At 59.6% G+C, this 25,369-nt stretch carries 17 protein-coding genes, 1 tRNA gene and 3 rRNA genes; 14 read left to right on the top strand and 7 right to left on the bottom strand.

Translation table 11 applies throughout. The annotated features are described in order from the left end of the window. The first annotated feature begins 2 nt into the window (after positions 1 to 2). The 3 genes from proV to proX all read left to right on the top strand — a co-directional run bounded on the left by proV (position 3) and on the right by proX (position 3,375). Entirely contained in the window at positions 3 to 1,205 is a 1,203-nt protein-coding gene (gene proV / locus SERRSCBI_RS18650; RefSeq protein ID WP_042785248.1) for a glycine betaine/L-proline ABC transporter ATP-binding protein ProV, read from the top strand. After that, the gene (proW, locus tag SERRSCBI_RS18655) at positions 1,198 to 2,304 is read left to right on the top strand and encodes a glycine betaine/L-proline ABC transporter permease ProW (protein ID WP_042785249.1); all 1,107 of its coding nucleotides are present in this window, start codon (positions 1,198 to 1,200) and stop codon (positions 2,302 to 2,304) included. Before proV ends, proW begins: the two co-directional genes overlap by 8 nt. Positions 2,305 to 2,373: 69 nt before the next feature. Then, positions 2,374 to 3,375, top strand: coding sequence for a glycine betaine/L-proline ABC transporter substrate-binding protein ProX (proX, locus tag SERRSCBI_RS18660; RefSeq protein ID WP_033644160.1), 1,002 nt, complete (start codon positions 2,374 to 2,376; stop codon positions 3,373 to 3,375). A 27-nt stretch (positions 3,376 to 3,402) separates the two neighbouring features. Here the strand turns inward: proX and SERRSCBI_RS18665 are convergent, their stop codons facing one another. Beyond that, the gene (locus SERRSCBI_RS18665) at positions 3,403 to 4,281 is read right to left on the bottom strand and encodes a LysR family transcriptional regulator (RefSeq protein WP_042785250.1); all 879 of its coding nucleotides are present in this window, start codon (positions 4,279 to 4,281) and stop codon (positions 3,403 to 3,405) included. A 105-nt stretch (positions 4,282 to 4,386) separates the two neighbouring features. On the opposite strand from SERRSCBI_RS18665, the gene SERRSCBI_RS18670 reads away from it, so the two are divergent. From SERRSCBI_RS18670 to emrB, 7 genes are all read left to right on the top strand, one after another. Continuing rightward, on the top strand, positions 4,387 to 5,586 hold the full coding sequence (locus tag SERRSCBI_RS18670) for an MFS transporter (RefSeq protein ID WP_042785251.1): 1,200 nt from the start codon (positions 4,387 to 4,389) through the stop codon (positions 5,584 to 5,586). A gap of 121 nt (positions 5,587 to 5,707) precedes the next feature. Further along, positions 5,708 to 6,454 (top strand): AzlC family ABC transporter permease, encoded by a 747-nt coding sequence (locus tag SERRSCBI_RS18675; protein WP_033644163.1) that lies wholly within the window; start codon positions 5,708 to 5,710, stop codon positions 6,452 to 6,454. Beyond that, positions 6,444 to 6,791 (top strand): L-valine transporter subunit YgaH, encoded by a 348-nt coding sequence (gene ygaH / locus SERRSCBI_RS18680; protein ID WP_042785252.1) that lies wholly within the window; start codon positions 6,444 to 6,446, stop codon positions 6,789 to 6,791. Before SERRSCBI_RS18675 ends, ygaH begins: the two co-directional genes overlap by 11 nt. A 162-nt stretch (positions 6,792 to 6,953) precedes the next feature. Beyond that, on the top strand, positions 6,954 to 7,472 hold the full coding sequence (gene mprA, locus SERRSCBI_RS18685; protein ID WP_004928879.1) for a transcriptional repressor MprA: 519 nt from the start codon (positions 6,954 to 6,956) through the stop codon (positions 7,470 to 7,472). Positions 7,473 to 7,500: 28 nt separating this feature from the next. Next, the gene (locus SERRSCBI_RS18690) at positions 7,501 to 8,952 is read left to right on the top strand and encodes an efflux transporter outer membrane subunit (RefSeq protein ID WP_033644165.1); all 1,452 of its coding nucleotides are present in this window, start codon (positions 7,501 to 7,503) and stop codon (positions 8,950 to 8,952) included. Positions 8,953 to 8,975: 23 nt separating this feature from the next. Then, the gene (emrA, locus tag SERRSCBI_RS18695) at positions 8,976 to 10,148 is read left to right on the top strand and encodes a multidrug efflux MFS transporter periplasmic adaptor subunit EmrA (RefSeq protein ID WP_016929855.1); all 1,173 of its coding nucleotides are present in this window, start codon (positions 8,976 to 8,978) and stop codon (positions 10,146 to 10,148) included. 17 nt (positions 10,149 to 10,165) lie between these two features. Next, positions 10,166 to 11,704, top strand: coding sequence for a multidrug efflux MFS transporter permease subunit EmrB (gene emrB, locus SERRSCBI_RS18700; RefSeq protein WP_033644166.1), 1,539 nt, complete (start codon positions 10,166 to 10,168; stop codon positions 11,702 to 11,704). Positions 11,705 to 11,758: 54 nt separating this feature from the next. Here the strand turns inward: emrB and SERRSCBI_RS18705 are convergent, their stop codons facing one another. Then, positions 11,759 to 12,847, bottom strand: a complete 1,089-nt coding sequence (locus SERRSCBI_RS18705) for a tRNA/rRNA methyltransferase (protein WP_033644167.1) — start codon at positions 12,845 to 12,847, stop codon at positions 11,759 to 11,761. Positions 12,848 to 13,054: 207 nt separating this feature from the next. Here SERRSCBI_RS18705 and trxC point away from each other — a divergent pair, with 207 nt between their 5' ends. From trxC to pssA, 4 genes are all read left to right on the top strand, one after another. Next, on the top strand, positions 13,055 to 13,474 hold the full coding sequence (gene trxC, locus SERRSCBI_RS18710; protein ID WP_004928868.1) for a thioredoxin TrxC: 420 nt from the start codon (positions 13,055 to 13,057) through the stop codon (positions 13,472 to 13,474). Positions 13,475 to 13,588: 114 nt separating this feature from the next. Continuing rightward, entirely contained in the window at positions 13,589 to 14,278 is a 690-nt protein-coding gene (locus SERRSCBI_RS18715; protein WP_042785253.1) for a tRNA-uridine aminocarboxypropyltransferase, read from the top strand. Positions 14,279 to 14,326: 48 nt separating this feature from the next. Then, positions 14,327 to 16,975, top strand: coding sequence for a bifunctional acetate--CoA ligase family protein/GNAT family N-acetyltransferase (locus SERRSCBI_RS18720; protein WP_033644169.1), 2,649 nt, complete (start codon positions 14,327 to 14,329; stop codon positions 16,973 to 16,975). A 152-nt stretch (positions 16,976 to 17,127) separates the two neighbouring features. Next, positions 17,128 to 18,483, top strand: a complete 1,356-nt coding sequence (gene pssA, locus SERRSCBI_RS18725) for a CDP-diacylglycerol--serine O-phosphatidyltransferase (RefSeq protein WP_033644170.1) — start codon at positions 17,128 to 17,130, stop codon at positions 18,481 to 18,483. 36 nt (positions 18,484 to 18,519) lie between these two features. Here the strand turns inward: pssA and SERRSCBI_RS18730 are convergent, their stop codons facing one another. The 5 genes from SERRSCBI_RS18730 to SERRSCBI_RS18750 form a co-directional block, all read right to left on the bottom strand. Continuing rightward, positions 18,520 to 19,830, bottom strand: a complete 1,311-nt coding sequence (locus SERRSCBI_RS18730; RefSeq protein WP_033644171.1) for an MFS family transporter — start codon at positions 19,828 to 19,830, stop codon at positions 18,520 to 18,522. A 258-nt stretch (positions 19,831 to 20,088) separates the two neighbouring features. After that, positions 20,089 to 20,204: ribosomal RNA gene (gene rrf / locus SERRSCBI_RS18735) — 5S ribosomal RNA — on the bottom strand. A 100-nt stretch (positions 20,205 to 20,304) separates the two neighbouring features. Next, positions 20,305 to 23,211: ribosomal RNA gene (locus SERRSCBI_RS18740) — 23S ribosomal RNA — on the bottom strand. A gap of 239 nt (positions 23,212 to 23,450) precedes the next feature. Then, positions 23,451 to 23,526: transfer RNA gene (locus tag SERRSCBI_RS18745), tRNA-Glu, on the bottom strand. Positions 23,527 to 23,614: 88 nt separating this feature from the next. Further along, a 16S ribosomal RNA gene (locus SERRSCBI_RS18750) occupies positions 23,615 to 25,155 on the bottom strand. Together the 16S, 23S and 5S rRNA genes with 1 tRNA gene alongside form the textbook arrangement of a ribosomal RNA operon. Positions 25,156 to 25,369: the final 214 nt, after the last annotated feature.

Raw genomic sequence — 25,369 nt, forward strand, 5'->3', positions numbered from 1 at the left:
GCATGGCAATTAAACTCGAAGTAAAGAACCTGTATAAGATATTTGGCGAGCACCCGGAACGCGCATTCAAACTGCTGGATAAAGGTCTGACAAAAGATCGGCTGTTTGAAAAAACCGGCTTATCGCTCGGCGTAAAAGACGCCACTCTGGCCATTGAAGAAGGCGAGATATTTGTCATCATGGGGCTCTCCGGTTCCGGCAAGTCCACCTTGGTACGCCTTCTCAATCGTCTGATAGAACCCACCCGTGGTCAGGTGCTGATCGACGGTGAGGACATCGCCAAAATATCCGACACCGCGCTGCGCACCGTGCGGCGAAATAAGATCAGCATGGTATTTCAGTCATTCGCGCTAATGCCGCACATGAATGTTCTGAATAATACCGCCTTTGGCATGGAATTAGCCGGAATACCGCTGCAGGAACGCCAGGAAAAAGCGCTGGACGCCCTGCGTCAGGTCGGGCTGGAGAATTATGCACTGTCTTATCCGGATGAATTATCCGGCGGCATGCGTCAGCGCGTGGGATTAGCCCGCGCGATGGCCAATAACCCGGATATATTATTGATGGACGAAGCCTTCTCGGCGCTCGATCCGTTAATTCGCACCGAAATGCAGGATGAGCTGGTGAAATTACAGGCTCAGCATCAGCGCACCATCGTGTTTATTTCCCACGATCTGGACGAAGCGATGCGCATTGGCGATCGCATCGCCATCATGCAGGGCGGCGAGGTGATCCAGGTCGGCACGCCGGACGAGATCCTCAATAATCCGGCCAACGACTACGTGCGCACCTTCTTCCGCGGCGTGGACATCAGTCATGTGTTCAGCGCCAAGGATATCGCCCAGCGGCGTCCGGTGACGCTGATCCGCAAAACCCCCGGTTTTGGCCCCCGCTCGGCGCTGCAGCTGCTGCGCGATGAGGACCGTGATTATGGTTATGTTGTTGAACGCGGGAAGAAATTTATCGGCGTGGTGTCGATAGAGTCGCTGAAAAAGGCGCTGTCCGCCAATCAAACGCTGGACGATGCCCTGCTTGAGGCCCCCGCCGCCGTGCCGGCCGACACGCCGCTCAGCGATCTGATCTCCCTGGTCGCCCAGGCGCCGTGCGCGGTGCCGGTAGTGGGCGAAGAACATAACTATCTCGGCATCATCTCCAAGGCCATGCTGTTGCAGGCGTTGGACAAGGAGGGCTCAGCCAATGAGTGATACCACGCAAACCCAAGATCCCTGGGCTACCGCACCGGCCGATGCCGGCGCTGCCCCAACTCACGATGCCGCCGCCAACGCCGGCGACGCCTGGTCCAGCGCACCGCCGCCGGCCGCTCATGACGCCGCCGGGCAAGGCGCCGATTGGCTCAGCAGCGCCCCGGCGCAGCCTGAGCACTTCAGCCTGCTTGATCCGTTCCATAAGGCCTGGGTGCCGTTTGATTCCTGGGTCACGCAAGGCATCGACTGGCTGGTGCTGCACTTCCGCCCGCTATTCCAGGGCATCCGCGTGCCGGTAGACGTGATCCTGAGCGGCTTCCAGCAATTGCTGTTGGGCATGCCGGCGCCGATCGCCATTCTGGTGTTCTCGCTGGTCGCCTGGCAGATCGCGGGCCTCGGCATGGGCGCCGCGACGCTGCTCTCTCTGGTCGCCATCGGCGCCATCGGCGCCTGGTCGCAGGCGATGGTTACGCTGGCGCTGGTGCTGACCGCGCTGTTCTTCTGCATCCTTATCGGCCTGCCGCTCGGCATCTGGCTGGCGCGCAGCAAGCATGCCGCCAAAGTGATTAGGCCGCTGCTCGACGCCATGCAAACCACCCCGGCCTTCGTCTATCTGGTGCCGATCGTCATGCTGTTCGGCATCGGCAACGTGCCGGGCGTGGTGGTGACCATTATCTTCGCGCTGCCGCCGATCGTGCGTCTGACCATTCTTGGCATCAAGCAGGTGCCGGAGGATCTGATCGAGGCCGCCGAATCCTTTGGCGCCAGCCCGCGCCAGCTGCTGTTCAAGGTGCAGCTGCCGCTGGCGATGCCGACCATCATGGCCGGCGTGAACCAGACGCTGATGTTGGCGCTGTCGATGGTCGTCATCGCCTCGATGATCGCCGTCGGCGGTCTGGGCCAGATGGTGCTGCGCGGCATCGGCCGGCTGGATATGGGCCTGGCCGCCATCGGCGGGGTCGGCATCGTGATCCTGGCGATCATTCTCGATCGCCTCACCCAATCGCTGGGGCGCGATCGCCGCAGCAAGGGCATCGGCCGCTGGTACCGTCGCGGCCCCATCGGGCTGTTTACCCGTCCATTTATCAAACAAGCCTGACGCTTTTCCCGCCGGCGGCTACGGCCCCGGCGGGCCAGGGCACCACCACATCAAAAGAGGGGAAACACTATGCGCACCACGGGCATCTGGGCTCTCGCCCTGACGACACTGATTGGCTCACAGAGCGCCATCGCGGCGGATTTACCCGGCAAGGGAATCGCGGTACAGCCGGTGCAAAGCACCATTTCCGAAGAGACGTTCCAGACGCTGCTGGTCAGCAAGGCGCTGGAAAAACTGGGTTACGACGTGAAGGAACCGCGCGAAGTGGATTACAACGTCGCCTACACCTCCATCGCCTCCGGCGACGCCACCTTTATCGCGGTCAATTGGGATCCGCTGCACGCCGATCAGTACAAGGCCGCCGGCGGCGACGCCAAGTTCTACCGCGAAGGCGTCTACGTCAACGGCGCCGCGCAGGGCTACCTGATCGACAAGAAAACCGCCGAGCAGTACCACATCACCAACGTCGAACAGCTCAAGGATCCCAAGATCGCCAAGCTGTTCGACACCAACGGCGACGGCAAGGCCGATCTGACCGGCTGCACCCCGGGCTGGGGCTGCGAGGCGGTGATCAACCATCACATCAAGGCCTATGGCCTGAGCAATACCGTCGAACACAACCAGGGCAACTACGCGGCGATGATCGCCGACACCATCACCCGCTACAAAGAGGGCAAACCGGTGCTGTATTACACCTGGACGCCGTACTGGGTCAGCGATGTGATGGTGCCGGGCCGCGACGTGGTCTGGCTGCAGGTACCGTTCTCTTCCTTGCCGGGCGAGCAGAAGAACGTCGATACCAAGCTGCCTAACGGCGCCAACTACGGCTTCCCGGTCAACACCATGCGCATCGCCGCCAACAAGCAGTGGGCCGAAGCCAACCCGGCGGCCGCCAAGCTGTTCGCCATCATGAAGCTGCCGATCGCCGACATCAACGCGCAAAACCTGCGCATGCATGAAGGCCAGGCTTCGGAGGCCGACATCCAAAACCACGTCAACGGTTGGATCAAGGCGCATCAGGCGACCTTCGACGGCTGGGTGAAAACCGCCGCCGAGGCGGCGAAGCCGTAACCGATCGGGGGCGCCTCTGCCGCGCCCCTACCCCGCCAGATCGATGCCGCTGAACTGTAAAAAACGGGCGGCGGCGTTCGACAAGGGCTGCGGCCAGATGCAATACACCTGGCGCCGCGGCCCGTCTTCAATCGGAATCGACACCAGCGCGCTTAAGCGTTGCGCGGTCGAGATCGGTACGATGCCCGCCGCCAACCCGCGCCGCACCAGATTCTCCAACCATTCGATATGATCGATCTCAAAACTGACGTGTCGGCGGATGCCCGCCGCCTGAAAGGCGCGGTCGGTTTGGCGCCGCGCGCCGGTGCCGCTGTAGAAATCCACCAGCGGCACTTCCGCCAGCGCCTGCAGGTTCACCCGCTCGCGGTTGGCCAGCGGGTGCTGCGGCGCCACCAGCGCCACCAGCGGCTCATCGGTCAACTGCCGGTGCGACATCGGCAGCAGATCGACATCGCCGGGCCAGATGCCGACGAACGCCATATCGCACTTCTGCTGACGCACATCCTCCAGCAGGGCTTCGCTCATGCCAACGTACAGGCGGATGTTCACCGCCGGATAGTGGCGATGAAACTTGTCGAGCTTTTCGGTCAGATCAATCGCGTTTATGGTTGAAATCGTGCCGATGGTCAGGGTGCCGGACACCGCATCGCCGGCGGCGGTCACCTCCTCCACCAGCGCCTGCTGTGCCGCCAGCAGACGCTGCGCCGAGGGTATGAAAGCCTGGCCGGCGGGGGTCAAGCGCACCCGGCGCGAAGTACGTTCAAACAGCGTACAGCCCAGCTCTTCTTCCAGTTTGGCGATCTGGTGGCTGAGCGCCGACTGCACCGTATGGCAGCGCTGTGCCGCCCGGGTGAAACTCTGTTCTTCCGCCACCGCCAGCGCATAGCGGATCTGTTTCAGGTTCATGGCATCTATCTTGAAATGAGATAAATCAAATGAAAATTATACATTGGTTTCCGGACGCGCGTTGCCGGATACTGCGCGCCATCTTCTTTCCGTGATGAAAAAACCATGAGCCAACAAAACGCCCATCCGGGCCTCAGCCCGGCGCTGACCGTGCTGATCGCCATCGCTACCGGCCTGGCGGTCGCCAGCAACTATTACGCGCAACCGCTGCTGGAAACCATCGCCACCGGTTTCAACCTGTCGGTCAATCAGGCCGGCTTTATCGTCACCGCCGCGCAGCTCGGTTACGCCACCGGCCTGCTGCTGCTGGTGCCGCTCGGCGACATGTTCGAGCGCCGCGGGCTGATCGTGTTCATGACGCTGCTGGCCGCCGGCGGCATGCTGCTCACCGCCACTTCCGCCACGCTGCCGATGATGATCCTCGGCACCGCGCTCACCGGGCTGTTCTCGGTGGTGGCGCAGATCCTGGTGCCGCTGGCCGCCACGCTGGCCCATCCGGAAAAGCGCGGCAAGACCGTTGGCATCATCATGAGCGGCCTGCTGCTCGGCATCCTGCTGGCGCGCACCGTCGCGGGCGCCTTGGCGTCGTTCGGCGGCTGGCGCACCATCTACTGGGTCGCCAGCGTGCTGATGATCCTGATGGCGCTGATCCTGTGGCGCGCGCTGCCGCGCTATAAGCAACACTCCGGGCTGAACTACCCGCAGCTGCTGGCCTCGATCTTCAGCCTGTTCTGCCGCACGCCGCTGCTGCGCACCCGCGCCATCCTCGGCGCCCTGTCGTTCGCCAACTTCAGCGTGCTCTGGACCTCAATGGCCTTTCTGCTCGCCGCGCCGCCGTTCAACTATTCCGAAGGGGTGATCGGACTGTTCGGTCTGGTGGGCGCCGCCGGAGCGCTGGCCGCTTCGCGCGCCGGGCATCTGGCGGACAAAGGCAAGGCCGGGTTGACCACCACCGTCGGCCTGGTATTGCTGCTGCTGTCCTGGATACCTATCGCGCTGGCTAAACAATCGCTGTGGGCGCTGATCGCCGGCATCCTGATCCTCGATCTGGCGGTGCAGGCGGTACACGTCACCAACCAGAGCGTGATGTATCGCATCATGCCGGAGGCACGCAACCGCCTGACCGCCGGCTACATGACCAGCTACTTTATCGGCGGCGCCCTCGGTTCGCTGCTCTCCGCGTCCGCCTATCAGCATGCCGGCTGGTACGGCGTAGCCGCCGTCGGAGGGGTGTTATGCCTGCTCAACCTGCTGACCTGGTGGCTCGGCAAGCATCACGATCCGCAGGGGCCGGCGGCAATCTGATTATCGTGCAAATAGTCACTAAAGAAATTTATTAGCGGTGCAGGGTATAAACATTACTTACTCTCTGGTAATGTTCTGGGCATAAACTATTGACGACCTATCTACCCTGCGACCCACAACCATGCAAAGCCAAGCTGCAGACAGCCTTACTCCGCCCGCCGTCAGCGCCACCTTCGCCAACGGCGTCGTCGACAGTTTGCCGATCGTCATCGGGTACGTGCCGGTGGCGTTCGCTTTCGGCCTCAGCGCCGTCAAACTGGGCTTTTCCCCGCTGGAAAGTATTTTCTTCTCCTGCATCATCTACGCCGGCGCCAGCCAGTTCGTGATCACTGCCCTGCTGAGCGCCGGCATGTCGCTGTGGGTCTCCGCGCTGACGGTAATGGCGATGGACGTGCGCCACCTGTTGTATGGCCCGGCGCTGCGTCACCGCATCGTCTCGCGCCTGTCGCCCGGCAAAACGGCGCTGTGGGCCTTTGGCCTGACCGATGAGGTCTTCGCCGCCGCCACCGCCAGGCTGATGCGCAATAACCGCAGCTGGAGCGAAAACTGGATGCTGGGCATCGCGCTCTGTTCCTGGCTCTCTTGGGTAGCCGGCACCGCGCTCGGCGCGCTGTTCGGCAACGGCCCGCTGGAGCAGTTCCCGGTGATCGAGGCCTCGCTCGCCTTCATGCTGCCGGCGCTGTTTCTCAGTTTCCTGCTGGCCGCTTTCCGGCGCCCGCAGAGCCTGACCATCGCCGCCGCGCTGGCCGGCGCGCTGCTCGGCGTGGTGCTGTTCTCCATTCCGGTCGCCATTTTGGCCGGCATCGGCGCCGGCTGCGCCGCCGCCCTGTTCCAACCCCCGCACGCGGAGGCCAGCCATGAACACTGATGTGCTGGTGATCGGCCTGGTGGTGGGCTGCGCCAACTACCTGTTCCGTTATCTGCCGCTGCGGCTGGCGCCGGCGCGCGCTCAGCCCGGCATCAAACGCGGCAAAGCCGCCCTGCTGCTCGACAGCATCGGCATCGCCTCCATCTGCGCCCTGCTGGTGGTCTCCAGCACGCCGGTGGTGATGCGCGAACCGGACAAGCTGCTGCCGACGTTAGTGGGGTTCGCCGCGCTGGCGCTGTGCTTCTACCGCAGCAAAAGCATCATTCTGTCGACGCTGCTCGGCGCGACGGCCTTTGGCTTCACATTAAAATTGTTAATGTTTTTCGGCCCTGGCTGACGTCGCCTCCGACCGTTTGGCTTCACACTGGCGTTTTCAGGCGTCACATCTTTACAAACACTGACAAATGACACGAATTGCTAAATTATCCGCACGGCTGAACATTTACATTATTTGTCACCGTCGTTACTATCTCGAACGAAATTAATGAGGCCCTAAATTATGGAAAGCTCGTTTGCCCCCATAGAACAAATGCTGAATTTCCGCGCCACGCGGCAGAAAGATTTCCCTTATCAGGAAATCCTGCTGACCCGTCTGTGCATGCACATGCAAGGCAAGCTGCTGGAAAATCGCAATAAGATGCTGAAAGCGCAGGGGATTAACGAAACACTGTTTATGGCGCTGATTACCCTGGATGCGCAGGAAAGCCACAGCATCCAACCTTCTGAGCTAAGCTCTGCCCTGGGCTCCTCGCGCACCAATGCGACCCGCATCGCCGACGAGCTGGAGAAGCGCGGCTGGATCGAGCGCCGGGAAAGCGACAACGATCGCCGCTGCCTGCATCTGCATCTGACGCCGCAGGGGGAAGAATTTCTCAGTCAACTGCTGCCGCCGCAGCACCAATGTCTGCATTTCCTGTGGTCCACGCTGACCGACGATGAGCAAAAACAGCTGGAACAGCTGACGCGCAAATTGCTGGCACGTCTGGATCAAATGGAAATCACAGAACAGTTACCCTAATTCACAATTTCTGTTCAGGTACCTACTTATGCGATCCCCATTTCACTGGAGATTCACCCCGCTGTTCGCCGTGTTGCTGCTGGCCGGGTGTGCTTCTACCGATAATATTGCCCCGCAATCCACGCTGATGGATCCGCAGAGCCTGCAGTTGGCTCAGCCGAAAGTCAGTTCGCTGGCCGTCAGCCCGCAGTGGTGGCGCGCCCTCAAGGATCCGCAGCTGGACGCCTTGATGACGCAAACGCTGCAAAGTTCGCCGACCCTGCGTCAGGCCGCCGCCCGCGTGCGCGAAGCGCAGAGCGTGGTAGGCGAAGCCAACGCCGCCAACGGGCCGAACCTGGATCTGAACGCCAGCACCCAGCGTCAGCGCGTGCCGCAGAACGTCAATATGGGGCTGGGGTATCCGCATAAGCCGATCTATTCAAGCTCCAACTCGCTGGGGTTGAACCTGGCGTACGAGTTCGACTGGTGGGGCAAATACCGCAACCAGGTGAACGCCGCCAAGGCGCAAGTGAACGCAGCGCGCGCCGAGCAGGAACAGGCGGCGCTGACGCTGACCAGCTCGGTGGCGTCCGCCTACTATCAGCTGCAGAGCAATCTCGCGCTCGAGAAGCTGCTGCAGCAGGAAGTGAACAACAACGAGCGCCTGACCGCGCTGCGCCAACAGCGCTATCAGGCCGGCCTGACCGGCGTCGACGTGCCGCAACAAACCCAGGCGCAGTCCGACGTCGCCAAACAGCAGATTCTGCAGCTGCAGTCGCAAATCGAACAGCTCAGACACCAGCTCGCCGCGCTGGCGGGCCAGGGGCCGAACGCCATGCAGCACCTGCGTCAGGTGCCGCTGCCTGCAGACAACCTGATGGCGCCGCAGGGCGAACTGACGGCGGATCTGCTGGGCAAACGCCCGGACATCGCCGCGCAACGCCAGCTGGTGGAGTCTTACAGCCAGCGCGTCAGCGCCGCGCGTAAAGAGTTTTACCCCAGCCTGACCATTTCAGCCTTCGCCGGCCTGATGACCACCAATACCAGTGGCACCAGCCCGAATCTGTTTGAAGCGGCCAGCCAGGCCTGGAACGTGATGCCGGCGATCTCGCTGCCGATCTTCCACGCCGGGGCCCTGCGCAGCAAGCTGGGCGAGGAATCCGCGCTGTATGACGAAGCGGTGGAATCCTACAACCAAACCATCCTGAATGCGGTACAGGAAACCGCCGACGCCATCACCATCCAGCAGAGCTCTGCACAACAGCAGCTGCAGGCGGCGTCCGCGGCCCAGTCGATGCAACAGGTGTATCAGGTCGCCAACGCCCGTTACCAGGCAGGGATTATCGGGCGCGACGATCTGTTGACCAGCCAGACGCAGCTATTGCAGCAGCAACAGGCGGAGTTGAATGCCAGCAGCAATTTACTGCAGGCGAAGATAGGACTGATCCGCGCGTTGGGCGGTGGCTATCAGGCCCCGGCCGCAGCGGATTCGAAAGCATAATAATATAAGGCTTGGAGAACACCATGAGCGCAAGCGCGGAAACCCAAAACCCGCAGCAGCCGAGCGGCAAAAAGAAGCAGCGCAAATTTTGGCTGCTGTTGCTGACGGTTATTTTCATTGTTATAGGGGTGGCTTATTTAGTGTATTGGTTCCTGGTGCTGCGTCATCACCAAGAAACCGACGACGCCTACGTTTCCGGCAACCAGGTGCAGATCATGGCCCAGGTGTCCGGCAGCGTGAACAGCGTCAACTTCGACAACACCGACTACGTCAAGCAGGGCGACGTGCTGCTGACGCTCGATCCGACCGATGCCGAGCAGGCGTTTGAACGCGCCAAAACCGGCCTGGCCAACAGCGTGCGTCAGACCCACCAGCTGATCATCAACAGCAAGCAGTATCAGGCCAACATCGCCTTGCGCAAGACCGATCTGAGCAAGGCCGAGAACGATCTGAAACGTCGCGTGGTGCTGGGCAGCGTTGACGCCATCGGCCGCGAAGAGCTGCAACACGCTCGCGATGCGGTCGACAGCGCCAAAGCCGCGCTGGAAGTGGCGGTGCAGCAATACAACGCCAACCAGGCGATGGTGCTGAACACCCCGCTGGAACAGCAACCGGCGATCCAGCAAGCCGCCGCGCAGATGCGCGACGCCTGGCTGGCGCTGCAGCGTACCAAAGTGATCAGCCCGATTACCGGCTATGTCTCGCGCCGCAGCGTGCAGGTCGGCGCGCAGATCGCCGCCGGTTCGCCGCTGATGGCGGTAGTGCCGGCCGATCACATCTGGGTTGACGCCAACTTCAAGGAAACGCAAATCGCCAATATGCGCATCGGCCAGCCGGCGACGGTGGTCAGCGACGTCTACGGCGACGACGTGGTGTATCAAGGCAAAGTGGTCGGTATCGACATGGGCACCGGCAGCGCCTTCTCGCTGCTGCCGGCCCAGAACGCCACCGGCAACTGGATCAAGGTGGTGCAACGTCTGCCGGTGCGTATTGAGCTCGACGCCAAGCAGGTGGCCGATCATCCGCTGCGCATCGGTCTTTCGACGCTGGTGACCGTCGACACCGCCAACCTGGACGGCCGCGTGCTGTCTGACGTGGTGCGCGACAAACCGCTGTATCAGAGCGACGCGCTGGCGTTGAACCTGGCGCCGGTTAACCAGCTGATCGCCGACGTGATCCATGCGAACGCCGGCTAAGCGCGCGGGAGGCCATCTTGCCACAGAAACCGCTTGAAGGCGCCCAGCTTGCCTGGATGACGGTCGCGCTCGCCATGGCGACCTTCATGCAGGTGCTGGACTCCACCATCGCCAACGTGGCGATCCCCACCATTGCCGGTAACCTCGGGTCTTCCAACTCGCAGGGCACCTGGGTGATCACCTCGTTCGGCGTGGCGAACGCCATCTCGATCCCGATCACCGGCTGGCTGGCGAAGCGCATCGGCGAAGTGCGGCTGTTCCTCTGGTCCACCGCGCTGTTCGTTCTCGCCTCCTGGCTGTGCGGCATCTCCAACAGCCTCGGCATGCTGATCTTCTTCCGCGTGATCCAGGGCGTGGTGGCCGGACCGCTGATCCCGCTGTCGCAGAGCCTGTTGCTGAACAACTACCCGCCCGCCAAGCGAGCGATGGCCCTGGCGCTCTGGTCGATGACCGTGATCGTCGCGCCGATCTTCGGGCCAATTCTCGGCGGTTACATCAGCGACAACTACCACTGGGGTTGGATCTTCTTCATCAACATCCCGATCGGCGCCTTCGTTATCCTGGCGGCGATGGCGACGCTGAAGGGGCGAGAAACCAAAACCGAGATCAAGCCGATCGACACCGTCGGCCTGGTGTTGCTGATCGTCGGCATCGGTTCGCTGCAGGTGATGCTCGATCAGGGCAAGGAGCTGGACTGGTTCAACTCGACCGAGATCATCACCCTGACCGTCGTGGCGGTCGTGGCGCTGCTGTTCCTGGTAGTCTGGGAACTGACGGACGATCATCCGGTGGTGGATTTATCGCTGTTCAAGTCGCGCAACTTTACCATCGGCTGTCTGTGCATCAGCCTGGCGTACATGCTGTATTTCGGCGCCATCGTTCTGCTGCCGCAGCTGCTGCAAGAGGTGTACGGCTATACCGCTACCTGGGCGGGGCTGGCGTCGGCGCCGGTCGGGCTGATCCCGGTGCTGCTGTCGCCGATCATTGGTAAGTTCGGCAACCGGCTCGACATGCGCAAGCTGGTGACTTTCAGCTTCATCATGTATGCCGTGTGCTTCTATTGGCGCGCCTATACGTTTGAACCGGGCATGGACTTCGGCGCTTCGGCCTGGCCGCAGTTCGTTCAAGGTTTCGCCATCGCCTGCTTCTTCATGCCGTTGACCACCATCACGCTGTCCGGCCTGCCGCCGGAACGCATGGCGGCGGCATCGAGCCTGTCGAACTTTACGCGAACCCTGGCGGGGTCGATCGGCACCTCGATCACCACCACCCTGTGGACGCAGCGCGAATCGCAGCATCACGCGCAGCTGACGGAGTTCGTCAACCCGTACAATCCGCAGTCGCAGGAGATGTACCGGCAGCTCGAGCAGCTCGGCATGAGCAAGCAGCAGGCGTCGGCCTACATCGCCAACGAGATCACGGCACAGGGGCTGATCATCTCCGCCAACGAGATTTTCTGGCTGTCGGCCGGGGTATTCCTGGTGCTGCTGGCGCTGGTGTGGGTAGCGAAACCGCCATTCAGCTCCGGCGGCGGCGGGGGCGGTGGCGCTCACTAAGCTTCAAACGAAACGGGCGCCCTGAGGCGCCCGTTTTTTTATTCGACGTGAGAATCACGCCTGATTCTGACGCCACCAGTCCGCCAGCAGAATGCCGGTCGCCACGGAAACGTTCAGGCTTTCTACCTTGCCGGTGCCGCCGATAGACACGTTCATATCGCCCTGCTGCCAGGCGCTGTCGCTGAGGCCGTCGCGCTCCTGGCCAAGCACCAGCACCATCTTGGCCGGCAGCTTGGCCTGCGCCAGCGCGGTGCCTTTGTGGCTGGAGGTGGTGACGATGGTGTAACCCGCCTTGCGGAAGGTATCCAGCACCGACAGGAAATCATCGGCGTTGATCGCCTTGATGTGCTCCGCGCCGCCTTCTGCGGTACGCACCGCCGCGCCGGATTCCAGCAACGCCGGATCCTGCAGCAGCACGCCGTTGACGCCGAAGTGGGCGCACGAACGGACGATGGCGCCCAGGTTATGCGGGTTGCCGACTTCTTCCAGCGCCAATACGCAGTCGGTCGCCGGCGCAGTTTTCAGGTAGGTCTGCGCATCCAGGCCCTGACGCTTTTTGATCAGGAAGCAGACGCCGCCGTGGTGCTCGGTGCCGGAAGCCTTGGCCAGCTCTTCCTCATCCACCACGTGGTAGGCTTTGCGGTTAGCCGCCATCCAGCGCAGCGCTTCACGAAAGCGCGGCGTGACCGACTGCACGAACCAGGCGCGCACGATCGCTTCCGGGCGACTGGCGAACAGCGCCTGACAGGCGTTCTCACCGTAAACGCGGGTTTCTTCCGCGCGCTGGCGGCGCAGCTGTTCCGGATCGATGAAGCTTTTGCCGCTGATGCCGCCGTGATCGAACGCCGGCTCTTCACTCGGCGCGCGCGACACGGTTCTCCACGGCGACTCGTTGCCGCCGCGATCTTCAGAGCGCGCCGGACGGCGAGGACGATCGCTTTCACTGCGGCGGGAATCGGCTCCGCGACGATCGTTGCCGCCGCGCGCCTTGTCTTGACCGGTGCGGCCCGAGCGCGCACCGTCAGCCGGACGGCCTTTGCCGGCCGGACGTTTATTCTTGTTGCGGTCGTCGCCATTGTCGTCGTCGCTGCGGACGTACATCACTTTGACCTTACCGTTCTTGCCACTAAATGAATCGTTCATTGTCTTCTCCACCAACGCGCAGGGCGCGAAGATTACCTGATGTTGGTGCATGAAGCCACCAACTTGCGCTAAAAGCTCCCAACTATCACATCCATTGAACAAACCTCATTGTTCATGCGCCGGGTTTTGCCGATAATCGTCAGCATTAAAGAAACATCTCCGCAACCGCGTTGCGGGGACCCGGCTTTCTCAGTACCCGAGGTCAACATGAATACAGTTTGTGCAGCTTGCAATGCCACCAACCGTGTGCCGGAAGAACGTCTGGCGGACAACGCGAAATGCGGCCGCTGCGGCCATGAGCTCTTCGACGGTGAAGTGATCAACGCCACCGCCGCCACGCTGGACCAGTTGCTGCAGGACGATCTGCCGGTCGTGGTCGATTTCTGGGCGCCGTGGTGCGGCCCGTGCCGCAGCTTTGCGCCGATCTTTGAAGACGTGGCCGAAGAGCGCGCCGGCAAAGTGCGCTTCGTGAAAGTGAACACCGAAGCCGAGCCGGAACTGAGCGCACGTTTCCGCATCCGCAGCATCCCGACCATCATGGTGTTCCGTCAGGGCAAGATGGTCGACATGCTCAACGGCGCGATGCCGAAGGCGCCGTTTGACAACTGGCTCAACGAGTTAGTGTGATTCGGCAAGTATAGGCCGTATCCCGCCATCGCGCGCGAACGCGCCCCGATCGAGCCCGCCCCTCCCGGCGGGCTTTTTTCTGCGTTACAATAGCGGTTTTTCCCCAGGATCGTTATGACCGACAACGCCGTACTTCGCCTGCGCCAATTCCGTTTAGACCGCGCCACCCGCCCCTTTCTGGCGCGCGGTTGCCGGGTGGCGCGTTGTCAGGGGTGCCTGCTGCCGCATAAGAACTGCCTGTGCGACACCATTCGCCCGCAGCAGGCCAGCAGCCGTTTCTGCCTGATCATGTTCGGCGCCGAGCCGCTCAAGCCCAGCAACACCGGGCGCCTGATCGCCGATATCCTGCCGGACACCCAGGCGTTCCTCTGGTCGCGTACCGAGGTCGATCCCGCCCTGCTGGCGGCCATCAACGATCCGACACGGCAGCCTTACGTGGTGTTCCCCGCGTCCTACGCCGACGCCGAGCGGCCGGTGTTCAGCGAACTGCCCGTCGGCGGCAAACCGCCGCTGTTCATCATGCTGGACGGCACCTGGGCGGAAGCGCGCAAAATGTTCCGTAAAAGCCCGTATCTCAATCAATTCCCGGTGTTTTCACTCAACGTCGACGCCGCATCGGCCTACCAGCTGCGCGAAGCCAGCCGCGCCGAGCAACACTGCACGGCGGAAGTGGCCGCCGCCCTGCTGCAACAGGCGGGCGATATGCCGGCCGCCGACGGATTGAATCAGCATTTCCGCTATTTCCGTCAACAGTATCTGGCGGGAAAACCGACCCGACCGGAGGCACCGGTCACAGCAATGTAGCCATAAAGCGCCTAAAATCAGGCGTAACGTTGCCAAAAGGAGCCGTGCATGAGCCAGCGAGGGTTAGAAGCGCTACTACGTCCCAAATCGATCGCCGTGCTGGGCGCTTCGCAGCAGCCGGGCCGCGCCGGCAACCTGATGATGAGCAACCTGCTGGCCGGCGGTTTCGGCGGGCCCATCTTGCCGGTGACGCCGCGCTACAAGGCGGTATGCGGCGTCATGGCCTATCCCGACGTCGCCAGCCTGCCGCTGACGCCGGATCTGGCGATCATCTGCACCCACGCCAGCCGTAATCTGGCGCTGATTGAAGCGCTGGGCCAACGCGGCTGCAAAACCGCCATTGTGCTCTCTTCGCCGCCGGAACAGTTCGCCGAGCTCAAAGCCTGCGCGCAGCGTTACGCCATGCGACTGCTGGGCCCCAACAGTCTGGGGCTGCTGGCGCCGTGGCAAGGCATCAACGCCAGCTTCTCGCCGGTGCCGATCCAAAAGGGCAAGCTGGCGTTTATCTCGCAGTCCGCCGCCGTCGCCAACACCATTCTCGACTGGGCGCAGCAGCGCGAAGTCGGCTTCTCCTATTTCATCGCGCTGGGCGACAGCCTGGATATCGACGTCGACGACCTGCTCGACTTTTTGGCGCGCGACAGCAAGACCAGCGCCATCCTGCTGTATCTGGAAAACATCAGCGACGCGCGGCGCTTTCTCTCCGCCTCGCGCAGCGCCTCGCGCAACAAGCCTATTCTGGTGATCAAAAGCGGCCGCAGCCAACAGGCGCAATTACTGCTCAACAGCCAACTGGGGCTGGACGCCGCCTATGACGCCGCCATCCAACGCGCCGGCCTGCTGCGCGTCCAGGATACCCATGAGCTGTTCTCGGCGGTGGAAACCCTCAGCCATATGCATCCGCTGCGCGGCGAACGGCTGATGATCGTCAGCAACGGGGCGGCGCCGGCGGCGATGGCCTTGGACGAACTGCTCGGCCGCAACGGCAAGCTGGCGACGCTGAGCGAGGAGAGCCTGGCGACGCTGAGCGACGCGCTGCCGGACTTCATTCGCGCCGGCAACCCGCTCGACCTGCGCGACGACGCCACGCCGCAGCGTTATCTGGCGGCTCTCGAAGCGCTGCTCGACAGCCACGACTATGACGCGCTGCTGCTGATCCACGCGCCGAGCGCGGCTGCGCCCGGCACCGCCACGGCGCAGCGGCTGATCGACGCGCTGCATCGCCATGCGCGCGGCAAGCGCATCACGCTGCTGACCAACTGGTGCGGCGAATACTCTTCGCAAGAGGCACGCCGGCTGTTTACCGAGGCCGCCATTCCGACTTACCGCACGCCGGAAGGCGCTGTGACCGCTTTTATGCATATGGTGGAATACCGCCGCAACCAGAAGCAGCTGAAGGAGACGCCGGCGCTGCCGGTCGGCCTGACCGCCAATACCGCCGACGCTCACCGCCTGATCCATCAGGCGCTGGCCGAAGGCGCCACCCAGTTGGATACCCACGAGGTGCAATCCATTCTGCAGGCTTATGACCTGAGCACCCTGCCGACCTGGATCGCCGAAGACAGCGCCGAAGCGGTGCACATCGCCGAGCAGATCGGCTACCCGGTAGCGCTGAAGCTGCGCTCGCCGGATATCCCGCACAAGTCGGAAGTTCAGGGCGTGATGCTCTACCTGCGCACCGCGACCGAAGTGCAGCGCGCGGCGGAGGCGATCCTCGACCGCGTGAAGCGCACCTACCCTCAGGCACGCATCCACGGCTTGCTGGTGCAGAGCATGGCCAACCGCGCCGGCGCCCAGGAGCTGCGCATCGCGGTAGAGCAGGATGCCATTTTCGGCCCGTTGATCATGCTGGGTGAAGGCGGCGTAGAGTGGCGCCAGGAAAATCAGGTCGCGGTCGCGCTGCCGCCGTTGAATATGGCGCTGGCGCGTTATCTGGTGCTGCAGGCGGTGAAAGGCGGCAAGATCCGCGGGCGCAGCGCACTGCGGCCTTTAGATATCCCCGGGCTGAGCCGCTTGCTGGTGCAGGTTTCCAACCTGATCCTTGACTGCCCTGAGATCGCCCGACTGGATATTCATCCGGTGCTGGCTTCCGGCAGCGAGTTCACCCTGCTGGACGTTTCGATGCAGCTCGCACCGTTCAGCGGCGATCCGCAGGCGCGGCTGGCGATTCGGCCTTATCCGCATGAGCTGGAAGAGACCATCGCGCTGAAAGACGGCAGCCAATGCCTGTTCCGCCCGATCCTGCCGGAAGACGAGCCGGCGCTGAAGCATTTCATCGACCGGGTGACCAAGGAAGATCTCTATTACCGCTACTTCAGCGAGATCAACGAGTTTACCCATGACGATTTGGCCAACATGACGCAGATCGACTACGATCGGGAAATGGCCTTTGTGGCGGTGCGGGCAGACGAGATTATCGGCGTGACCCGCGCGCTGTCCGATCCGGACAACACCGATGCCGAGTTCGCCGTGCTGGTGCGTTCCGACCTGAAAGGCGTGGGGCTCGGCCGCCAGCTGCTGGAGAAAATGATCGCCTATGCGCGCGCGCATGGCCTGACCCGCCTGAGCGGCATCACCATGCCGAATAACCGCGGCATGATCGCGCTGGCGCAGCGGTTGGGCTTTGGCATCGAGGTGCAGCTTGAGGACGGCATCGTCAATCTGACGCTGCCGCTGCAGGCCGACGACGCGCAGTGACCTGCGTCGCAATGCGCTACGAATCCACCACTTAACGCCAAAACATACGCACAATCGAGGCAACTAATGGTATTATCGCCCGATTATTCGGTTTATTGTTTTTAAGTCTGTGGCGTTCCGGCCATCAATCATGAGAGAAGAAGCGCACTGTGATGTTGTCAAAATTTAAACGTAGCAAACATCAACAACACCTTGCACAACTGCCCAAACTCCCCCAGACGGTTGCTGATGTTCGTACTCTGTACGCGCCGTCCGACTTTCGCGCCACGCTGCTGGATTCCATCGCCAACGCCACCCAACGTATCTATCTGGTGGCTCTGTATCTGGAGCATGACGACGCCGGGCGTGAGATCCTCAACGCGCTGTATCAAGCCAAGCAGCGGCGGCCCGAGCTGGAAATCTGCGTGCTTGTCGACTGGCACCGCGCACAGCGCGGGCGCATCGGCGCCGCCGCCGCCAATACCAACGCCGACTGGTACTGCGCCATGGCCAGCCAGCATCCGGAGCAATCGGTGCCAATCTACGGCGTGCCGGTCAATACCCGCGAAGCGCTGGGCGTATTGCATCTGAAGGGCTTTGTGGTCGACGATACCGTTATCTACAGCGGCGCCAGCATCAACGACGTCTATCTGCATCAGCATGAGAAATACCGTTACGATCGCTACCAGTTGATCACCAACGGCGTGCTGGCCGATACTCTGATCGATTACATCAAGCAGCATCTGCTCACCGCCGGCGCCGTACAACGCCTGGATCGCAGCGATCGGCCGAAAAGCCCGGAGATCAAAAACGAAACCCGTCTGTTCCGTTTCGCCCTACGCCGCGCCGGTTACCACTTCCGCGGCAAAGCCGGCAACGATGAGCTGGCGGTGACGCCGATGGTTGGGCTAGGCAAACAAAGCGTGCTGAATAAAACCATTCATCACCTGATGTCATGCACCGACCAGAAACTGACGCTGTGCACCCCCTATTTCAACCTGCCGGCGCTGCTGGTGCGCAACATCATTTATCTGCTGCGACAGGGCAAGCAGGTGGAAATCATCGTCGGCGATAAAACCGCCAACGATTTCTATATTCCGGAAGACCAGCCGTTCAAAATCATCGGCGCGCTGCCCTACCTGTATGAGATCAACCTGCGCCGCTTCCTGAGCCGGTTGCAGCGTTACATCGACACCGGCCAACTGATCGTGCGTTTGTGGAAGGATGGCGATAACAGCTATCACCTGAAAGGCATGTGGGTAGACGAAGAGTGGCAGCTGATTACCGGCAATAACCTCAACCCGCGCGCCTGGCGGCTGGATCTGGAAAACGCCATTCTGATCCACGATCCCAAGCAAGAGCTGCGCGAGCAACGGCAGAAAGAGCTGGAATGCATCCGTACTCATACCACTGTAGTCGGCCATTATCAGGAACTGCAAAGCATTCAGCAGTATCCGATCAAGGTGCGTAAGCTGATTCGGCGTCTGCGCCGTATCCGCATCGATCGGCTGATCAGCCGTATCCTGTAAGCGGTATGCTGACCCCGGCCAAGGCCGGGGTTTTTATTACAGCTGTATCTCCTTGCCTTTGCGATGCAACCGGAGCGAGACCAGCAGCGCCAGCAGGCACATGCCGGAGACATACCAGAAGAAGGCGTTCTCCACGCCAAACGATTTAAGCGACAGCGCCACATATTCCGCCGAGCCGCCGAACATGGCGTTCGCCACCGCATAAGACAAGCCCACCCCTAAAGCACGTACCTCCGGCGGGAACATTTCGGCTTTAAGCAGCCCGCTGATCGCGGTGTAAAAACTGATGATGAACAGCGCCAGCACGATCAGGCCAAACGCCATATAAGGATTACTCACCTCTTTCAGAGCGAACAGGATCGGCACCGTCAACACCGTGGCAAAGGCCGAGAAGATCAACATCGAGCTGCGACGGCCGATTTTGTCCGAAAACGCGCCTACCGCAGGCTGCAGCAGCATAAAGACGAACAGCGCGACGGTCATGATGGCGCTGGCCAGCTTGGCGTCCATACCGGCGGTATTCACCAGATATTTCTGCATGTAGGTGGTGAAGGTGTAGAAGGTCAGCGAACCGGCGGCGGTAAAGCCCAGCACCATCAGGAACGCCTTGCGATTTTTCCACAGCCCCGTCAGCGAACCGGCATCTTTGTGGTTACGCGTCTTCGCATCGGAGGTTTCATTCAGCGAACGGCGCAGGTACAGCGCAACTACCGCCAACACGGCACCCAGGGCAAACGGAATGCGCCATCCCCAGGCTTTCAGCTCTTCGGCGGGCAATATCTGCTGCAGGATCACCAGGACCAGCAGCGCCAACAGTTGCCCGCCGATCAGCGTCACGTACTGGAACGAGGCGTAAAAGCCGCGTCGCCCCTTGATCGCCACCTCGCTCATATAGGTCGCGCTGGTGCCGTATTCCCCCCCTACCGACAGCCCCTGGAACAGGCGGGCGATCAGCAGCAACGCCGGCGCCCAGCTGCCGATCGATTCATACGTCGGCAGGCAGGCGATCACCAGCGATCCGGCGCACATCATACAGACCGAAAGCAGCATGGAATTTTTTCGACCATGCTTGTCGGCAATATAACCGAATAGCCAACCGCCAATCGGCCGCATAAAGAAGCCGGCGGCGAATACCCCGGCGGTTTGCAGCAGCTGCGTGGTGCTGTTGCCCGCCGGGAAGAACGAGGCGGCAAAGTAAATGGAACAGAAGGAGTAAACGTAAAAATCAAACCACTCCACCAGATTGCCTGATGAAGCCCCGACGATAGCGAAAATGCGTTTCTTGTTATCCAGCGCCCCCTGTTCGACGCCGTGCTCATCCCCAAGAGCCGAGGTTGTTTCTGTCATGATGTATTCTCCGAGCCATAACAATGATGAAATTTGGCTTTCTGCCGCCTTGGTTGTTACTTTATTGTTACTTATAAGTTAACAGCCAAACTTAATAGCGGACGAAGAATATCTGACATTCAGAGAAACAATGCGTTGGTTTTGTGATGAATATTAAACAGTACGATGAAAGCTGAAGCGGATTACAACGGGGATTTTCCATTTTATGCATAGCAAAAAGCCCTGAACTGACGCATCAAATAAAGCCGAAAGCCCTGAACGTGGCAGTGTCCTACTCTCGCATGGGGAGACCCCACACTACCATCGGCGCTACGGCGTTTCACTTCTGAGTTCGGCATGGGGTCAGGTGGGACCACCGCGCTATTGCCGCCAGGGCAAATTCTGTTTCATTCCAACCGCCTCACTTCCATGAAGCCATCAGAACCAATCTTGGAACGTCGCTGAAAATCTCTCTAAAAACACCTTCGGTGTTGTAAGGTTAAGCCTCACGGATCATTAGTACTGGTTAGCTCAATGCATCGCTGCACTTACACACCCAGCCTATCAACGTCTTAGTCTTAAACGTTCCTTCAGGGGCCTTAAAGGCCCAGGGAAGACTCATCTTGAGGCAAGTTTCGCGCTTAGATGCTTTCAGCGCTTATCTTTTCCGCACTTAGCTACCGGGCAATGCCATTGGCATGACAACCCGAACACCAGTGGTGCGTTCACTCCGGTCCTCTCGTACTAGGAGCAACCCCTCTCAATCTTCCAACGCCCACGGCAGATAGGGACCGAACTGTCTCACGACGTTCTAAACCCAGCTCGCGTACCACTTTAAATGGCGAACAGCCATACCCTTGGGACCTACTTCAGCCCCAGGATGTGATGAGCCGACATCGAGGTGCCAAACACCGCCGTCGATATGAACTCTTGGGCGGTATCAGCCTGTTATCCCCGGAGTACCTTTTATCCGTTGAGCGATGGCCCTTCCATTCAGAACCACCGGATCACTAAGACCTACTTTCGTACCTGCTCGAGCCGTCACTCTCGCAGTCAAGCTAGCTTATGCCTTTGCACTAACCTCACGATGTCCGACCGTGATTAGCTAACCTTCGTGCTCCTCCGTTACTCTTTGGGAGGAGACCGCCCCAGTCAAACTACCCACCAGACACTGTCCTCACCCCGGATTACGGGGCCGAGTTAGAACATCAAACATTAAAGGGTGGTATTTCAAGGATGGCTCCACGCAGACTGGCGTCCACGCTTCAAAGCCTCCCACCTATCCTACACATCAAGGCTCAATGTTCAGTGTCAAGCTATAGTAAAGGTTCACGGGGTCTTTCCGTCTTGCCGCGGGTACACTGCATCTTCACAGCGAGTTCAATTTCACTGAGTCTCGGGTGGAGACAGCCTGGCCATCATTACGCCATTCGTGCAGGTCGGAACTTACCCGACAAGGAATTTCGCTACCTTAGGACCGTTATAGTTACGGCCGCCGTTTACTGGGGCTTCGATCAAGAGCTTCGCCTTGCGGCTGACCCCATCAATTAACCTTCCAGCACCGGGCAGGCGTCACACCGTATACGTCCACTTTCGTGTTTGCACAGTGCTGTGTTTTTATTAAACAGTTGCAGCCAGCTGGTATCTTCGACTGGCTTCAGCTCCATCCGCAAGGGACTTCACCTACATGCCAGCGTGCCTTCTCCCGAAGTTACGGCACCATTTTGCCTAGTTCCTTCACCCGAGTTCTCTCAAGCGCCTTGGTATTCTCTACCTGACCACCTGTGTCGGTTTGGGGTACGATTTAATGTTACCTGGAGCTTAGAGGATTTTCCTGGAAGCAGGGCATCAACTACTTCTGCACCGTAGTGCATCGTCATCACGCCTCAGGGTTGATATGCAACCGGATTTACCAGGTCACACCCCCTACACGCTTAAACCGGGACAACCGTCGCCCGGCCAGCCTAGCCTTCTCCGTCCCCCCTTCGCAGTAACACCAAGTACAGGAATATTAACCTGTTTCCCATCGACTACGCTTTTCAGCCTCGCCTTAGGGGTCGACTCACCCTGCCCCGATTAACGTTGGACAGGAACCCTTGGTCTTCCGGCGAGCGGGCTTTTCACCCGCTTTATCGTTACTTATGTCAGCATTCGCACTTCTGATACCTCCAGCAACCCTCACAGGCCACCTTCAACGGCTTACAGAACGCTCCCCTACCCAACAACGCTAAGCGTCGCTGCCGCAGCTTCGGTGCATGGTTTAGCCCCGTTACATCTTCCGCGCAGGCCGACTCGACCAGTGAGCTATTACGCTTTCTTTAAATGATGGCTGCTTCTAAGCCAACATCCTGGCTGTCTATGCCTTCCCACATCGTTTCCCACTTAACCATGACTTTGGGACCTTAGCTGGCGGTCTGGGTTGTTTCCCTCTTCACGACGGACGTTAGCACCCGCCGTGTGTCTCCCGTGATAACATTCTTCGGTATTCGGAGTTTGCATCGGTTTGGTAAGCCGGGATGGCCCCCTAGCCGAAACAGTGCTCTACCCCCGAAGATGAGTTCACGAGGCGCTACCTAAATAGCTTTCGGGGAGAACCAGCTATCTCCCGGTTTGATTGGCCTTTCACCCCCAGCCACAAGTCATCCGCTAATTTTTCAACATTAGTCGGTTCGGTCCTCCAGTTAGTGTTACCCAACCTTCAACCTGCCCATGGCTAGATCACCGGGTTTCGGGTCTATACCTTGCAACTAATCGCCCAGTTAAGACTCGGTTTCCCTACGGCTCCCCTATACGGTTAACCTTGCTACAAAATATAAGTCGCTGACCCATTATACAAAAGGTACGCAGTCACACCACGAAGGTGCTCCCACTGCTTGTACGTACACGGTTTCAGGTTCTATTTCACTCCCCTCGCCGGGGTTCTTTTCGCCTTTCCCTCACGGTACTGGTTCACTATCGGTCAGTCAGGAGTATTTAGCCTTGGAGGATGGTCCCCCCATATTCAGACAGGATGTCACGTGTCCCGCCCTACTCATCGAACTCACGACCTGTGCATTTTAGTGTACGGGGCTATCACCCTTTGCTGCGCGACTTTCCAGACGCTTCCACTAACACACAAGCCGATTCAGGTTCTGGGCTCCTCCCCGTTCGCTCGCCGCTACTGGGGGAATCTCGGTTGATTTCTTTTCCTCGGGGTACTTAGATGTTTCAGTTCCCCCGGTTCGCCTCATGCCACTATGTATTCATGACATGATAGTGTGTCGAAACACACTGGGTTTCCCCATTCGGGTATCGCCGGTTATAACGGTTCATATCACCTTACCGACGCTTTTCGCAGATTAGCACGCCCTTCATCGCCTCTGACTGCCTAGGCATCCACCGTGTACGCTTAGTCACTTAACCTCACAACCCGAAGATGTTTCCATCGTTCGCGCTGCAAACATTTGAGAGACTCTATGACAGGTTACTCTTCATCCCAGTACATCTACGGAGGGATAAATTTCAGCCGTCATGTTTCAATTTTCAGCTTGTTCCAGATTGTTAAAGAGCAATATCTTAAACATGACTCGGAAGTCATCTTTAAGATATGGTGTATCGTCAGATACTTGGGACCGCCGCTTTCACCGGGTGGGTCGGAAGCTTGGCGTCCCCTAGGGGATTCGAACCCCTGTTACCGCCGTGAAAGGGCGGTGTCCTAGGCCTCTAGACGAAGGGGACACGACACCGTACTTTTATGACGCTTTTGCTCGTTACTTTTTCATCAGACAATCTGTGTGAGCACGCCACTCGAACTAATATCTTTAGGTAAGGAGGTGATCCAACCGCAGGTTCCCCTACGGTTACCTTGTTACGACTTCACCCCAGTCATGAATCACAAAGTGGTAAGCGCCCTCCCGAAGGTTAAGCTACCTACTTCTTTTGCAACCCACTCCCATGGTGTGACGGGCGGTGTGTACAAGGCCCGGGAACGTATTCACCGTAGCATTCTGATCTACGATTACTAGCGATTCCGACTTCATGGAGTCGAGTTGCAGACTCCAATCCGGACTACGACGTACTTTATGAGGTCCGCTTGCTCTCGCGAGGTCGCTTCTCTTTGTATACGCCATTGTAGCACGTGTGTAGCCCTACTCGTAAGGGCCATGATGACTTGACGTCATCCCCACCTTCCTCCAGTTTATCACTGGCAGTCTCCTTTGAGTTCCCGGCCGAACCGCTGGCAACAAAGGATAAGGGTTGCGCTCGTTGCGGGACTTAACCCAACATTTCACAACACGAGCTGACGACAGCCATGCAGCACCTGTCTCAGAGTTCCCGAAGGCACCAAAGCATCTCTGCTAAGTTCTCTGGATGTCAAGAGTAGGTAAGGTTCTTCGCGTTGCATCGAATTAAACCACATGCTCCACCGCTTGTGCGGGCCCCCGTCAATTCATTTGAGTTTTAACCTTGCGGCCGTACTCCCCAGGCGGTCGATTTAACGCGTTAGCTCCGGAAGCCACGCCTCAAGGGCACAACCTCCAAATCGACATCGTTTACAGCGTGGACTACCAGGGTATCTAATCCTGTTTGCTCCCCACGCTTTCGCACCTGAGCGTCAGTCTTCGTCCAGGGGGCCGCCTTCGCCACCGGTATTCCTCCAGATCTCTACGCATTTCACCGCTACACCTGGAATTCTACCCCCTCTACGAGACTCTAGCTTGCCAGTTTCAAATGCAGTTCCCAGGTTGAGCCCGGGGATTTCACATCTGACTTAACAAACCGCCTGCGTGCGCTTTACGCCCAGTAATTCCGATTAACGCTTGCACCCTCCGTATTACCGCGGCTGCTGGCACGGAGTTAGCCGGTGCTTCTTCTGCGAGTAACGTCAATTGATGAACGTATTAAGTTCACCACCTTCCTCCTCGCTGAAAGTGCTTTACAACCCGAAGGCCTTCTTCACACACGCGGCATGGCTGCATCAGGCTTGCGCCCATTGTGCAATATTCCCCACTGCTGCCTCCCGTAGGAGTCTGGACCGTGTCTCAGTTCCAGTGTGGCTGGTCATCCTCTCAGACCAGCTAGGGATCGTCGCCTAGGTGAGCCATTACCCCACCTACTAGCTAATCCCATCTGGGCACATCTGATGGCAAGAGGCCCGAAGGTCCCCCTCTTTGGTCTTGCGACGTTATGCGGTATTAGCTACCGTTTCCAGTAGTTATCCCCCTCCATCAGGCAGTTTCCCAGACATTACTCACCCGTCCGCCGCTCGTCACCCGGGGAGCAAGCTCCCCTGTGCTACCGCTCGACTTGCATGTGTTAAGCCTGCCGCCAGCGTTCAATCTGAGCCATGATCAAACTCTTCAATTAAAAGCTTGATGTGCTTCCACTCGAGAAGCGATGCTCAAAGATTTACTGCATGAATTTTACTTCAGTTAGTCACTCTTCAAGACTTGATATTTTTTGCATCCGAAGATGCTGGATATCGTCTTGTGGAGTGCCCACACAGATTGTCTGATAAATTGTTAAAGAGCAGTGAGTTAGGCGCTTTCGCTTGCTAACTCGAGGTGGCGTATATTACGCT

Source organism: Serratia sp. SCBI (assembly GCF_000747565.1).
Taxonomy (GTDB): Bacteria; Pseudomonadota; Gammaproteobacteria; order Enterobacterales; family Enterobacteriaceae; genus Serratia; species Serratia ureilytica.

What these genes read in the sequence shown, in the direction of transcription:
- emrA (WP_016929855.1), top strand. Translation starts at nt 8,976, where the DNA reads ATGAGCGCAAGCGCGGAAACCCAAAACCCGCAGCAGCCGAGCGGCAAA.
- SERRSCBI_RS18705 (WP_033644167.1), bottom strand. Translation starts at nt 12,847, where the DNA reads ATGAACGATTCATTTAGTGGCAAGAACGGTAAGGTCAAAGTGATGTAC.
- SERRSCBI_RS18690 (WP_033644165.1), top strand. Translation starts at nt 7,501, where the DNA reads ATGCGATCCCCATTTCACTGGAGATTCACCCCGCTGTTCGCCGTGTTG.
- proV (WP_042785248.1), top strand. Translation starts at nt 3, where the DNA reads ATGGCAATTAAACTCGAAGTAAAGAACCTGTATAAGATATTTGGCGAG.
- SERRSCBI_RS18665 (WP_042785250.1), bottom strand. Translation starts at nt 4,281, where the DNA reads ATGAACCTGAAACAGATCCGCTATGCGCTGGCGGTGGCGGAAGAACAG.
- SERRSCBI_RS18720 (WP_033644169.1), top strand. Translation starts at nt 14,327, where the DNA reads ATGAGCCAGCGAGGGTTAGAAGCGCTACTACGTCCCAAATCGATCGCC.
- proW (WP_042785249.1), top strand. Translation starts at nt 1,198, where the DNA reads ATGAGTGATACCACGCAAACCCAAGATCCCTGGGCTACCGCACCGGCC.
- SERRSCBI_RS18715 (WP_042785253.1), top strand. Translation starts at nt 13,589, where the DNA reads ATGACCGACAACGCCGTACTTCGCCTGCGCCAATTCCGTTTAGACCGC.
- proX (WP_033644160.1), top strand. Translation starts at nt 2,374, where the DNA reads ATGCGCACCACGGGCATCTGGGCTCTCGCCCTGACGACACTGATTGGC.
- ygaH (WP_042785252.1), top strand. Translation starts at nt 6,444, where the DNA reads ATGAACACTGATGTGCTGGTGATCGGCCTGGTGGTGGGCTGCGCCAAC.
- pssA (WP_033644170.1), top strand. Translation starts at nt 17,128, where the DNA reads ATGTTGTCAAAATTTAAACGTAGCAAACATCAACAACACCTTGCACAA.
- SERRSCBI_RS18675 (WP_033644163.1), top strand. Translation starts at nt 5,708, where the DNA reads ATGCAAAGCCAAGCTGCAGACAGCCTTACTCCGCCCGCCGTCAGCGCC.
- mprA (WP_004928879.1), top strand. Translation starts at nt 6,954, where the DNA reads ATGGAAAGCTCGTTTGCCCCCATAGAACAAATGCTGAATTTCCGCGCC.
- trxC (WP_004928868.1), top strand. Translation starts at nt 13,055, where the DNA reads ATGAATACAGTTTGTGCAGCTTGCAATGCCACCAACCGTGTGCCGGAA.
- SERRSCBI_RS18730 (WP_033644171.1), bottom strand. Translation starts at nt 19,830, where the DNA reads ATGACAGAAACAACCTCGGCTCTTGGGGATGAGCACGGCGTCGAACAG.
- SERRSCBI_RS18670 (WP_042785251.1), top strand. Translation starts at nt 4,387, where the DNA reads ATGAGCCAACAAAACGCCCATCCGGGCCTCAGCCCGGCGCTGACCGTG.